Here is a 12,344-nt window from a genome sequence, read left to right as displayed (position 1 = left end):
GTACAACAAGCCGTTAAACAGCTCGTTTGATTTATTCTTTTTTATTTATCTCTATTACTACACTTTGCTAAAGTTTCAGATTTTAGCAAAGTTGATTAGCTTGATTATTAATCATTTTTTTGAACAACCCCTATCCTCTATCCCCTGTTACCTGTTACTTGTTATCTGTTACCTGAATCAGCACACAAAGTGCATCACTCTTGCGCAAAGCAATTTGGGTATGATGAATAGTATAAGCAATCGGGTCGGCAAGCGGACTCACATTTTCTATCTTAATTTTTGAGCCGCGCACAAAGCCTAAGTCGAGTAAGCGTTGTCGCACTTCTTGTCGGCATTCAGGGGCAAATCCCACAATAACAGCTGTTTGTCCTATTTTTAAAGAGGCTAAAGTAAGAGTCATAAAAGGTTTATATAATTCAAAATATATTTTTAGACGAGCAAAATTACAAACTTTTAATGAATTGACAAAATATTTTTAGAAGCAAAATTGCTAATCGACAAATTTGCTAATTGACAAATTATTCTTACCTTTGGCGCACTATTTGCAATCTTTTTACTAAAACAATTAGAATGAAAAAAATATATTACCTTTCACTACTCAGCTCTCTATTACTTTTTACGGCTTGTGACCGCACCTCTAAAACCGAAAAAACTACTGCCTCTTCCACTACCGAAGCCCCTAAACCTCCCGTGTATGAGTTTGGCTTCAACCTCAACGACTACAACATTGTGAAAGACACCCTCAAACAAGGCGATACTTTTGGCAAACTCCTTGAAGAACAGCATATCGGTGCAAACGAAATCCATCATATTACCGAGGTAACTAAGGAATTTATCAAACCTAAGGATTTCCGCGTAGGGCATCCTTATGCTTTTTTATTCGACAAAAAACACCCCGATACACCTCATAGCTTCGTCTATCAACCCGATATTGTAAATTATATCGTAGTGCGACTCACCGATTCTATCCACGCTTATAACGCTGAACGAAAAGTTTCTATAAAAGAAAAAGCTATAAAAGGTGAAATTGAAAACAACCTTACTGTCGATGCACAAAATGCTGGAATTAGCCAAAATGCTACCTATCAATTAGGCCAAATATTCGATTATACTATCGACTTCTTCCGCTTGCAAAAAGGCGATAAATTCAAAATTATTTACGACGAACGCTATGTAGACGACACCATCTATGCAGGTGTTGAAAAAGTAAAAGCCGCTTATTTTGAATGGGGAGGTAAGGCGTATTACGCTTTCAATTTTACCACCGATTCTATCAAAGGTACAAATGGCTATTACGACGAGAACGGCAATATGATGAAACGTATGTTCTTAAAATCACCTTTGGATATCTTCCGTATTACTTCTAAATTTGGAATGCGTTTTCACCCTGTGCTTCACCGTATGAAAGGGCACTTCGGCACTGATTATGCCGCTCCTGCGGGTACCCCTATACGCGTAACTGCTGCAGGTACCGTCATAGAAGCAGGCTATAGTTCAGGCAATGGTAACTATGTGAAAGTGCGCCACAACAATATGTATACAACACAGTACTTACATATGTCAAAAATCTTAGCCCGTAAAGGGAAACACGTAGCTCAAGGTGAAGTGATTGGACTGGTAGGAAGTACCGGTTTAGCAACAGGCCCTCACGTGTGTTATCGCTTTTGGAAAAATGGTGTGCAAGTAGACCCCTTGAAAGAAAAACTACCTGACTCGGTGCCTATAGAGGCCAAGCTAAAAGCAAAGTATTTAGAGTTTATCAAACCTCTAAAAGAACAATTGGATAAATTAGGAAATTAAGTGGCTTAGCTATTATGAAACCTACTGAATTTAGATATTTTGACTTATTAGAAGAGGAGGAAATACCTACATACAAAATCTTCGGTATAGAAGCGTTTCAAAAAGAGATTGAGTTATTAGCATCACGTCCTAAAGTAATGTTGTTAGAAGGTAAGAAAGGGCTTTTGACCGATACAAAGGGAAAAACATTAAAGGAGTTACTTTCTTTTTTTGAAGGTAAAGATTATCACACTTATTATCAACTGATGAGCCCTAAGGAGTATGTTGATATACCGATGGATAAAGAATCGGTTTTTATCGTTGTCTTAGACAAAATGAGTATAAAACAGCAGGAAGTGTTTCAGTTTCCAGAAAAAATGCCAACAAGTCGTACTATTAATGATTTTTTGGAAAAAGGTAAACAATGGGATTGCTATTATGTAGAGCTCAGTTCGGCTTTTTCAATAGAATTGATGAGAGAAATGAAGTGTAAAGATACTCTTTACCAAATAAAATCATCAAAAGTATATGCCCTGTTGCCTAATGCTAGTATATCATTACAAATGAGTGTTATAAAAAATACTTTTGTACGAGATGATTTTGGCATTCGTAGGCTTACTCCTCGAGAGATTTTCAATTTTCAGGGGTATTCAAAAAAATATGTTCTACCAAAGATTAGCGATACCCAATTATACACTCAAGCTGTTAAAAGTCCTAATTTGGCACTGATAAAAAGACTAAAAGAAGCAATAGATAGAGTATTTCTTTAAGACAAGTTATTTTTCGTGTTTTGCGATTATTTTATACCTTTGCAGTCTGAAACACAATTTATAATTAATAACTGATAACTAACAACTAATATAATTATTTTTAAAATGTTAAAAAATAGTAATCCAACACAAACCAATGCTTGGAAAGCATTGCAAAAACATTTTACTGAAGTAAAAGACCGCCATACGCTTTCTCTCTTTGAGAAAAACCCTGCTCGCGGTGAAAAATTCACTATCAAATGGCACGACTTTTACGTAGATTATTCTAAAAACCGCATCGATGAGGAAACAATGAAACTCCTCGTGCAACTCGCTGACGAATGTCACCTTAAAGATGCTATCGAAAAGTACTTCGGTGGCGACCTTATCAACAATACCGAAAAACGTGCGGTTTTGCACACTGCCCTTCGCGCGCCCGAAAACAGCGTAGTAAACGTAGATGGCAAGAACGTAATGCCCGAAGTAGTGGCTGTAAAACACAAAATCAAACAGTTCAGCGAAGAAGTCATCAGCGGCAAACGCAAAGGTTATACCGGTAAAGCCTTTACCGATGTGGTGAATATCGGTATCGGTGGCTCTGACCTCGGTCCGGCAATGGTAACTGAGGCGCTTAAATTCTATAAGAATCACCTCAACGTACACTTCATCAGCAATGTAGATGGCGACCACGTGCTTGAAACTATCAAGCACCTCAACCCCGAAACTACCTTGATAGTGATTGTTTCTAAAACTTTTACAACACTCGAAACCCTTTCGAATGCGCTTACTGTAAAAGAATGGTTTCTCAAATCAGGCTCAGAAAAAGATATTGCTAAACACTTTGTAGCGGTGTCTACTAACTTGCAAGAGATTGATAAATTCGGTATCGACCCTGATAATGTATTCCCTATGTGGGACTGGGTAGGTGGACGCTTCTCGTTGTGGAGTGCCGTAGGTCTCAGCATTGCTCTATCGGTAGGTTACGACAATTTTGATAAGTTGCTCAAAGGAGCACACGCTATGGACGAGCATTTCCGCACAGCTCCTTTTGAGAAGAACATTCCAGTAGTATTGGCATTACTCAGCGTGTGGTACAACAACTTCTACGGATCCGAAAGTCAAGCGATCATTCCTTATACTCAGTATTTGCAACGCTTGGCAGCTTACCTACAACAAGGTATAATGGAAAGTAACGGTAAACAAACCGATCGTGATGGCAACGCTATCCCTTACCAAACTGGGGTAATCATCTGGGGTGAACCAGGAACGAACTCTCAACACGCGTTCTTCCAGCTCATCCACCAAGGTACTAAATTGATACCTACTGATTTCATTGGCTTTAAACACTCATTGCACGGCAATACCGACCACCATAACAAGCTAATGGCTAACTTCTTTGCACAAACCGAAGCTCTTTTAAAAGGTAAAACCGAAGCCGAAGTGCGTAAAGAAATGGGTGACAAGGTAAACGAAGCCTTAGTGCCTTTCAAAGTGTTTACAGGGAACCGCCCTACAACCTCTATCCTCATCGATAAACTTACCCCTGAAAGTTTGGGTAGCCTTATCGCAATGTATGAGCATAAGATTTTTGTAGAAGGTGTGATTTGGAACATTTACAGTTATGACCAATGGGGCGTAGAGCTCGGCAAACAGTTGGCAAGCAAAATCCTTAAAGACATCGCCGCTACCGAACTCTCTGCTCACGACAGTTCCACAACCAATTTATTAAAACAATTCAAATCTTAGGAAATAGGAGTTAGGAAATAGTGTCCTAACTCCTAACTCCTAACTCCTACAATATGATTCACATTAGAACAGCCGAAGAAATAGAACTACTACACCAAGCAGCCCAAGTAGTATCACGTACTTTGGGGATAATGGCAAAAGAAGTAAAACCAGGGGTAACCACCCTTTATTTAGATAAAATCGCCGAAGAGTACATCCGCAGTCAAGGGGCTATCCCAGGATTTTTGGGCTTGTATGGCTTCCCTAACACCCTATGTATGAGCCCTAATGCGCAAGTAGTACACGGCATTCCTAACGACCGTCCGCTACAAGAAGGCGACATTATCTCAATAGATTGCGGAGCGTTGAAAAACGGTTACTATGGCGACCACGCTTATACTTTTGAAGTAGGCGAAGTAGCCCCCGAAGTAAAAGAACTATTGCGCGTAACCAAAGAATCTCTGTATATAGGTATCCGTCAGTTTCGTGCGGGCAACCGCGTAGGCGATGTGGGACACGCTATACAACAACATTGTGAGGCACACGGCTATGGAGTAGTGCGCGAACTCGTTGGGCACGGCGTAGGACGCAAAATGCACGAAGACCCCGAAATGCCCAACTACGGCAAACGCGGTAATGGTAAGAAGTTTAAAGATGGAATGGTCGTAGCTATAGAGCCTATGATTAATATGGGCACCAAGAGCATACGCCAACTCAAAGACGGTTGGACAATCCTCACTGCCGACGGCAAACCTTCTGCCCACTTTGAACACGATGTAGCCCTCATCGATGGCAAACCTAAATTGCTCTCCACCTTCAAGTACATATACGAAGCCTTAGGCATTAAAAGCAATGAGGAGGACGAGTTTTTGCTTAATTAGATGAATGAACACCTTTATTTCCAATATCTCTGACAATTCTGAACCTTATGTAAAGGTTTCAGAAGCTGAACTACTTTTTATAGATGAAGGTTTAGAAGAGGCAAAAAAAGGTGTCTTTATTCCTCATAATGAGGTAATGAAAGGATTACGAGAACTCATAGAGAAAGAAGCCTAAGAGAAAAAACTTTTGTCTATAAATTCTTACTAAAGAACTTGAAGTATATCAAAAATAATTGAATTTAAAAATACTAAAATTATGAGTACACTTATTATTAAACCACCTAAACATCTCTCATTGGAAAAGGCTAAAGCTGCTCTTGAAAATTTAGACTTTGAGATTGTTACCAATGAATACACTGAACCTTATACAAAGGTTTCAGAAGCTGAACTACATTCTATAGATGAAGGTTTAGAAGAGGCAAAAAAAGGTGTCTTTATTCCTCATAATGAAGTAATGAAAGGATTACGAGAACTCATAGAGAATTGGGAAAATGGAAGATCTAACGATTATTTGGTTGCCAAAAGCTAAAATTCAATTGTATGATATTTCGCTGTATTGGTTAGAAAAAACTCAATCAGAAAGTTATATTCTAAAATTAGAAGCTGAAATAGCTAAAATTTGTGAAATGCTTGAGTATAATCCAAGAATAGGAACAATAGTAGATAATAGAAAGGATGTAAGAAGAGTAATTGTACTTCGTAATTTTTCAATTTTTTACCAAATTATAGAACAAAAACAAGTGATTGAAATTATATCTTTTTGGGATAACAGAAATAACCCCGAGAAGTTAAATCTCAATAGAATATAAAAATAAATGAATTATTTAAAATTATCAACAATGAAAAAAGCCTTATTTCTAGTAGCAACTGCCGTTCTTACTTTAGCTTCTTGCGGAAAGAGCGACGAAAATCCAACTCCTGATAACCCAAACAACCCAACACCTAATAATCCTGAACCCCCTAAAACTACTGTGGTAAAGAGGATTAAAGAGGTAAAGATTACCTATTTAGATAGAAAAAAGAACCCTAATAGCGACCCGACCTATTTTCTAAATGGTGAACCTAAGTTTATATATACTTTAGAAAATGGAGTCTTTTCTTATGAATATGATGCTCAGGGGCGCATTTCAAAATACACTTCTAATAAAGGAGGTGAACTAGTAACCTATGAATTCAGTTATCCTCAAGAGAAAATAGTAATAAACGATGGGAAAAAAGATCTTGTTTACCCTTTAGATAATAAGGGTTATCTAAAAAAAATAGATAGTGATAGTTATCTCACTTATGATGAAAAAGGTCAGCTATTTAAAATAGACGATAATAGTTTTATTTGGAAAGATGGCAACTTAACTGCTGAAACTCATACTTCTACTTCTTGGGGAGGAGCAGAAGAAACTAACGAAATGAGATTTTCTTACTATCCTAATGAAAATAAGAATCGCTTTTTTATTTTCAACAATGAAGAAAGAGATGAAATAGATATCTATACCACCTATTTTGATTTGCTAAATGCACTCCCAGTAGGTGTCCCTACTAAAAACCTCTTGGAGTCTATATCTAAATCTTATACATACAAAAAGGAAAAAGTATCGTATGCTACACTTATAAAATTCACTTATGCTTACGATAAGGACGGCTATGTAAGTCGTATAGTAGAAAATCGTTCTGGTGATGATGACGGAGTAAGTCTCTCTTCTGGTTCAACCTCAAATGAAGATGTGGAAGAATTAGAAGCTCTAATTGCTAAAATAAAAGCAGGTACGATCAAAAATATGACTTATAAAGAGTTCACTAATGCCAATGGCACTTATAAGTTTAGTATTACTCATAAAGAGCACATCACCAAAGATTCCAAAGGCAAACCTATTGATGTAAAATACGAACAAGAGAGAGTTTACACCTTTTCTTATAAAGAAGAGAATGGTAAGAGAAAGTATTTGGATAGAAAAGAATTGAAATTCACTAAACAAGACGCTTCTACTATTTACGAAATCAGCTATTATTAATATGAATCAAGAGTTGAAAAATAATAATCTCTGATTAACAGAATGTTATTGCTTTTGCATCGCATTTTCTCTTTGGAGGAAGTCAGCGAGTAGGCGTATAGAAGAGTATCAAAAGTAAAAAACTTAAAAATTGAATATTATGTGTCTATTAGTTTATCCTAAAACTCAAAATCAAATCAATGTACTAACTACCCTATTCAAAGAAATGAACATTGATTTTGAATACACCCCCCCTCAAGAAGAGAGCTATATCCCTAATGATCTTACTCTACAAGCTATGAAAGAAGCCGAAGCTATGGCTAAAGATAAAAACAAGAAGAGCTATGCAACAGTAGAGGAATTAATAGAATCTCTTAAAAACTAACTATGGAAGAAGAAACATTTAAATATGAAATATACTATACAGGACTTTTCAAAAAGGATTTTAAAAAATTCCTTAATGATGAGACCAAAGTAAAGAAGATTACTGACACTATCACATTATTAAAAAAAGGAGGAGTTGAGGCTCTACCTGATTATATGAGCCCCCATAAACTTACAGGTAATTATAAAGGTCATTTAGAATGCCATATCCTACCTGATTTATTGATAATTTGGTTGCAATATGATGAGGGACAAAATGAAATTTACTTGGTAAGAGTAGGTTCCCACTCCGAATTATTTAAGAAATAGCACTAATTCATAATTAAAATAAATGTACAGAACGCATACTTGTGGAGAGTTACGACTCTCGCACGAAAAACAACAAGTAACCCTCAGCGGATGGGTACAACGCGTCCGCAACAAGGGATTTATGATTTGGGTAGACCTTCGCGACCGCTATGGCATCACCCAACTTATTTTTGATGAAGAACGCACTGATAAAACAGTCTTTGAGCAAGCTAAAACCCTCTCTCGTGAAGATGTGATTCAAATTCAAGGTACTGTGATCAAACGCGAGGCAGCGAACGCTCATATTCCTACCGGAGAAGTGGAAATCCTCGTTACAGCACTCACCTTGCTCAACCATTCTGAACTCCCTCCTTTTACCATTGAAGATAATACCGATGGCGGTGAAGACCTCCGTATGAAGTACCGCTATCTCGATATACGTCGTACCCCTGTGCGCGATAATCTTATTTTCCGCCACAAGGTAGGCATGATCGTGCGCAACTACCTCTCTGGACAAGGCTTTATAGAGGTAGAAACCCCTGTACTTATTAAATCAACACCCGAAGGCGCTCGTGACTTTGTGGTGCCTAGCCGTATGAATGCTGGTGAGTTCTATGCACTTCCACAATCACCACAGACCTTTAAGCAGTTGCTAATGGTAGGCGGATTAGACAAGTACTTCCAAATCGTAAAGTGCTTCCGTGATGAAGACCTCCGCGCTGACCGTCAACCAGAGTTTACCCAAATAGATTGCGAAATGTCGTTTGTAGAGCAAGAGGACATTATCCAGACCTTTGAAGGTTTGGCAAAACACCTACTCAAAGAACTCAAAGGCTTAGAGTTTGGGGCTTTCCCTCGTATGACCTACGCCGAGGCGATGAAAACTTATGGCAACGACAAACCCGATATCCGTTTTGGTATGAAGTTCGGCGAACTCAACGACCTTGCGCAAGACCGCGATTTCAAGGTGTTCAACGAAGCCGAATTAGTTGTAGGGATTGCTGTCCCTGGTGCCAACAGCTACACCCGCAAAGAGATTGACGCTTTGGTGGAATGGGTAAAACGTCCGCAAGTAGGCGCTTCGGGAATGGTATATGTAAAATGCAATGAAGATGGTAGCTTCAAATCATCAGTAGATAAATTCTATAACGAGGACGACCTCAAGGCGTGGGCAGAGCGCACTGGGGCCAAAGCAGGCGACCTTATCTGTATCCTTTCAGGCAAGGCAAACAAAGTACGTGGGCAACTCAGCGCCCTCCGTATGGAACTTGCCGAGCGTATCGGCTTGCGCAAACCTGATGAGTATGCCCCTCTATGGGTCGTAGATTTCCCTCTTTTGGAGTGGAGCGAAGAGGAAGAACGCTTCTTTGCAATGCACCACCCTTTCACCTCGCCTAAACCTGAGGATATTCCGTTACTCGACAGCAACCCAGGTGCCGTACGTGCCAATGCTTACGACCTCGTGCTCAACGGTAACGAAGTAGGCGGTGGTTCTATACGTATCTTCAACCAAGAGTTACAAGCCAAAATGTTTGAGTTGTTAGGCTTTACCCCAGAACAGGCACAGGCACAATTTGGCTTCTTGATGAACGCCTTCAAATACGGCGCTCCTCCTCACGGTGGTTTGGCTTTTGGCTTCGACCGATTAGTAGCTCTGCTCGGCGGACAAGAAACTATCCGCGACTTTATCGCTTTTCCTAAAAACAACAGCGGTCGCGATGTGATGATTGATGCCCCTTCGCCTATTGATGAGGCACAACTGAAAGAACTAAGCATTCAATTAGCAAATTAGAAAATTTGTCAATTAGCAAATAAAAGGCTGTCACAAACTAAAATTTGCGACAGCCTTTATTGTTTTTGTGAAAAATAATATTACTTTTGCAATGTAAAACGCTAAAAATAACGTCAGTTTGATATAGCAGAACATTGATTTACAGCTTTGTATCATAATATATTCATAAAATAATTCACCGTCAGGTGAAAATTCGTGAGATAATAAAAAAATAAAGACTTTTATACACTCCCAATTTCGTGAAAATTCGTGAAATTCGTGGGAGATTTAAAATATTTTGCTGATTGTTAAATAATTACTTACGCCGAACTCACGCTAAAAATAAAATGTATATGAAACAAGTTTTAAAAGCAGTAGGCTTAGTGCTCTTACTACTCACCTCTTGTAGCAAAGACGATTCTAACCCTAACAATGGAAATGGAAACGGTAACGGCAATGTTACCCCACCCGTTGAACAAAAAGCAATTGTTATCACTTCGTATAGCAAAAACTACGGCTATGCAGGTGATAGCGTGGATATTTTAGGCGAAAATTTCCCTAAAAAAGAACAATGCAAAGTAACTTTTGGAGATACTGAAGCTACTATCACCTCAGTTTCAGCCGATGGTAAGAAACTCACCCTTGTATTACCCCGCAGTAGTACCTATTTGCCAGAGTTGAAATTCTACTTTGGCGAAAAAACTGTGGTAGACAACAAAGTAACCAATGACTATGAACAAAAAATAGGTATCATTGACAAGGCTGTAGGACAATGGGTAAAAACTCAATGGGAAAAAATATCCTCAGAACATCATAGTAATTTTATGAAAACCCAAATTGTGGGTGAATATTTATACTCCACTCAAATATGGGGAGGAGCTGCAAATCTTGTCATTTTTAGCAAAGATAATGGTATTTCTTGGAAAAGATGGGAGGATACTGGTCCTTTTAATCACGAATCAGATTTCTATGTTACTCCTAATAATGAAGGTTTTAATGTATATGATTTTAAGATATACAAAGTTCCTTATGGTGGTACAGAAGACCCATTTCCTCTCATTAGGGCTGGAAAATATTTTTTTAGTAAAAAGGGTATCAAGTTCAATAGAGTGGTTTGTGATGATGAAATGAAAAATATTATTATTGTCTCAATAGATGGTGATGTTTATAAATCAACTAACGGAAAGGATTTTTATTCTGTAAGAGAAGTTGAAAAATCTGATCGAAGAATGGATTATCAGTTTCTTGCTTTTAAAAGAGATGTAAACCATATATGGATTGGAGGACTTATCAATAAAGGTATGGCTACTCCCAAAATATTATTTTGTAATGGTAATAACGAGCAATGGACAGAATATGTATTTCAAAATGAACCAGATGGGATGGCCGTTGCTGTAGATTTTCCTACTAATCAAATAGGCTATTGTTTAATATCTGGATCAGTTGACAAAATATACAAATCTACTGATGGGGGATATTCTTGGCAAAAATTACCTTTTGAAATTCCTATTGGTGTACGATCCTTAGCTTTTCAAGATGAAAATACAGGCTGGCAATCATCAGGCAAGGTTATCTACAAAACTACTGATGGAGGCAATACTTGGCAAAAAGAGTTTGAAGCCGAAAGCAATATCAAAAAACTTTACTATACTCAAAATGTGTTATACGCTTTTGCCGATGATGGTTTGCTATACCGCTACTATTTTAAATAGTAAATTTACAGACTTAAAAGAAAATATCGATTTTTGCCTTAAAAACAAATTGGATATGGTAGTTTTTGCCATTAGTGAAAAAATAAAAAACCAACTTTTTCGTAATTCATAGCTTGTAATTCGTAATTATTTCATATCTTTGCCCTTATAAACATTAAAATTGAATTATATGAAAAAATTTTTATTGATGGTAGCTGTAGCTTTTTCAGCCGCTACCTACGCACAAACTGAAAAAGGAAACTGGATGGTAGGTTCTGATTTATCTTTCTCTTACGAATCTACAAAAGTAACTATTTCTGAAAAACGTGGTAACACTACTATTGAAAGAGAAAGTACTACCAATACTTTCAAGTTTATTCCCAATGTGAACTATTTCGTGATCAACAACTTGGCTGTAGGTCTTGGTTTAGAATACCGACACGAAAAAACAAAAGGAGCTTCAGATGCTACCAACAGTTTTGCTATAGCTCCTAATGCTCATTATTACTTCCCTATTGGAGGTAAATTAGCCCCTTTTGTAGGTGCTAAAGTTGGATACGCTTGGCAGTCAGAAGGAAGCAGTGACAGCCAAAAATCAAGAGGTTTTCTCTTTGGATTAAAAGGTGGTATCGCTTACTTTGTAAACGAAGGTGCTGCTCTTACAGGTTATGTAGGCTATGACTATATGAACCTTAAGGAAAAAGTAAACACTAATAATTCCGAAAAATTCGGTAAATTCGGCGTTGGTATTGGTGTTGCTCTATTCTTCTAAAAACCATAAAGACTATCCGAAAAGTCTCAAATTCGATTTTACATCGCTATACTTTGCCAAAGTTTCCTGCCCGTGCGGATCGCAACTTTGGAAAAGTTGATTATTCTGATAGCCAATCGCTTTTGCATCATAAACTTTGTCAAAGTCCCAAAACTTTGACAAAGTCTATAAATCTGATAATCAATCACTTTTAGAGTATGTTGTGTAGGGGCGTTTTGCAAACGCCCATATAAATAAAACTTTTCGGACAGTTTTATTAAGTAACGTCAGTTCGATATAACAGAACATTGATTTACAGATTTGTAACATAATATATTCA

General features: G+C 37.7%; 14 protein-coding genes. 13 read left to right on the top strand and 1 reads right to left on the bottom strand.

Going from position 1 to position 12,344, the window contains the following annotated elements; all coding sequences use genetic code 11:
• Positions 1-154 precede the first annotated feature (154 nt).
• Entirely contained in the window at positions 155-400 is a 246-nt protein-coding gene (locus CBG49_RS03370; RefSeq protein WP_088593374.1) for a FeoA family protein, read from the bottom strand.
• 170 nt (positions 401-570) lie between these two features.
• On the opposite strand from CBG49_RS03370, the gene CBG49_RS03365 reads away from it, so the two are divergent.
• The 13 genes from CBG49_RS03365 (at position 571) to CBG49_RS03310 (ending at position 12,025) form a co-directional block, all read left to right on the top strand.
• The gene (locus tag CBG49_RS03365) at positions 571-1,800 is read left to right on the top strand and encodes a M23 family metallopeptidase (protein ID WP_088593373.1); all 1,230 of its coding nucleotides are present in this window, start codon (positions 571-573) and stop codon (positions 1,798-1,800) included.
• Between the two features lie 14 nt (positions 1,801-1,814).
• On the top strand, positions 1,815-2,549 hold the full coding sequence (locus CBG49_RS03360; protein ID WP_088593372.1) for a DNA cytosine methyltransferase: 735 nt from the start codon (positions 1,815-1,817) through the stop codon (positions 2,547-2,549).
• Between the two features lie 105 nt (positions 2,550-2,654).
• Positions 2,655-4,274, top strand: a complete 1,620-nt coding sequence (gene pgi / locus CBG49_RS03355; RefSeq protein ID WP_088593371.1) for a glucose-6-phosphate isomerase — start codon at positions 2,655-2,657, stop codon at positions 4,272-4,274.
• Positions 4,275-4,327: 53 nt separating this feature from the next.
• Complete coding sequence (gene map, locus CBG49_RS03350; protein ID WP_088593370.1) at positions 4,328-5,134, top strand: type I methionyl aminopeptidase; 807 nt, start codon at positions 4,328-4,330, stop codon at positions 5,132-5,134.
• Positions 5,135-5,138: 4 nt separating this feature from the next.
• Positions 5,139-5,309 (top strand): hypothetical protein, encoded by a 171-nt coding sequence (locus CBG49_RS15845; RefSeq protein WP_167372066.1) that lies wholly within the window; start codon positions 5,139-5,141, stop codon positions 5,307-5,309.
• Positions 5,310-5,390: 81 nt separating this feature from the next.
• The gene (locus CBG49_RS03345) at positions 5,391-5,663 is read left to right on the top strand and encodes a hypothetical protein (RefSeq protein WP_088593369.1); all 273 of its coding nucleotides are present in this window, start codon (positions 5,391-5,393) and stop codon (positions 5,661-5,663) included.
• Complete coding sequence (locus CBG49_RS03340; protein WP_009420594.1) at positions 5,626-5,943, top strand: type II toxin-antitoxin system RelE/ParE family toxin; 318 nt, start codon at positions 5,626-5,628, stop codon at positions 5,941-5,943. Before CBG49_RS03345 ends, CBG49_RS03340 begins: the two co-directional genes overlap by 38 nt.
• A 30-nt stretch (positions 5,944-5,973) precedes the next feature.
• Positions 5,974-7,140 (top strand): sugar-binding protein, encoded by a 1,167-nt coding sequence (locus CBG49_RS03335; RefSeq protein WP_088593368.1) that lies wholly within the window; start codon positions 5,974-5,976, stop codon positions 7,138-7,140.
• Positions 7,141-7,279: 139 nt separating this feature from the next.
• Positions 7,280-7,504: an antitoxin gene (locus CBG49_RS03330; RefSeq protein ID WP_088593367.1), complete on the top strand. Its 225-nt coding sequence runs from the start codon at positions 7,280-7,282 to the stop codon at positions 7,502-7,504.
• 2 nt (positions 7,505-7,506) lie between these two features.
• Positions 7,507-7,812, top strand: a complete 306-nt coding sequence (locus CBG49_RS03325; RefSeq protein ID WP_088593366.1) for a type II toxin-antitoxin system YafQ family toxin — start codon at positions 7,507-7,509, stop codon at positions 7,810-7,812.
• Positions 7,813-7,834: 22 nt separating this feature from the next.
• Positions 7,835-9,583 (top strand): aspartate--tRNA ligase, encoded by a 1,749-nt coding sequence (aspS, locus tag CBG49_RS03320; protein ID WP_088593365.1) that lies wholly within the window; start codon positions 7,835-7,837, stop codon positions 9,581-9,583.
• A 332-nt stretch (positions 9,584-9,915) separates the two neighbouring features.
• A complete protein-coding gene (locus tag CBG49_RS03315; RefSeq protein ID WP_227002945.1) occupies positions 9,916-11,274 on the top strand; it encodes a WD40/YVTN/BNR-like repeat-containing protein in 1,359 nt (452 codons plus the stop codon).
• A gap of 169 nt (positions 11,275-11,443) precedes the next feature.
• Complete coding sequence (locus CBG49_RS03310; RefSeq protein ID WP_088593363.1) at positions 11,444-12,025, top strand: outer membrane beta-barrel protein; 582 nt, start codon at positions 11,444-11,446, stop codon at positions 12,023-12,025.
• The last annotated feature ends 319 nt before the right edge of the window (positions 12,026-12,344 follow it).

Origin of the sequence: Capnocytophaga endodontalis, from assembly GCF_002209445.1 — a bacterium.
In the GTDB taxonomy this organism is placed as follows: domain Bacteria; phylum Bacteroidota; class Bacteroidia; order Flavobacteriales; family Flavobacteriaceae; genus Capnocytophaga; species Capnocytophaga periodontitidis.
Note: the sequence above shows the minus strand (reverse complement) of the source record. Positions and strands in the feature narration are given on the sequence as shown.

Bases quoted from the DNA above. Each gene is read 5' to 3' on its own strand.
- map (WP_088593370.1), top strand. From the start codon at position 4,328: ATGATTCACATTAGAACAGCCGAAGAAATAGAACTACTACACCAAGCA.
- aspS (WP_088593365.1), top strand. From the start codon at position 7,835: ATGTACAGAACGCATACTTGTGGAGAGTTACGACTCTCGCACGAAAAA.
- CBG49_RS15845 (WP_167372066.1), top strand. From the start codon at position 5,139: ATGAACACCTTTATTTCCAATATCTCTGACAATTCTGAACCTTATGTA.
- CBG49_RS03325 (WP_088593366.1), top strand. From the start codon at position 7,507: ATGGAAGAAGAAACATTTAAATATGAAATATACTATACAGGACTTTTC.
- CBG49_RS03315 (WP_227002945.1), top strand. From the start codon at position 9,916: ATGAAACAAGTTTTAAAAGCAGTAGGCTTAGTGCTCTTACTACTCACC.
- CBG49_RS03345 (WP_088593369.1), top strand. From the start codon at position 5,391: ATGAGTACACTTATTATTAAACCACCTAAACATCTCTCATTGGAAAAG.
- CBG49_RS03310 (WP_088593363.1), top strand. From the start codon at position 11,444: ATGAAAAAATTTTTATTGATGGTAGCTGTAGCTTTTTCAGCCGCTACC.
- CBG49_RS03365 (WP_088593373.1), top strand. From the start codon at position 571: ATGAAAAAAATATATTACCTTTCACTACTCAGCTCTCTATTACTTTTT.
- CBG49_RS03360 (WP_088593372.1), top strand. From the start codon at position 1,815: ATGAAACCTACTGAATTTAGATATTTTGACTTATTAGAAGAGGAGGAA.
- CBG49_RS03335 (WP_088593368.1), top strand. From the start codon at position 5,974: ATGAAAAAAGCCTTATTTCTAGTAGCAACTGCCGTTCTTACTTTAGCT.
- CBG49_RS03370 (WP_088593374.1), bottom strand. From the start codon at position 400: ATGACTCTTACTTTAGCCTCTTTAAAAATAGGACAAACAGCTGTTATT.
- pgi (WP_088593371.1), top strand. From the start codon at position 2,655: ATGTTAAAAAATAGTAATCCAACACAAACCAATGCTTGGAAAGCATTG.
- CBG49_RS03330 (WP_088593367.1), top strand. From the start codon at position 7,280: ATGTGTCTATTAGTTTATCCTAAAACTCAAAATCAAATCAATGTACTA.
- CBG49_RS03340 (WP_009420594.1), top strand. From the start codon at position 5,626: ATGGAAGATCTAACGATTATTTGGTTGCCAAAAGCTAAAATTCAATTG.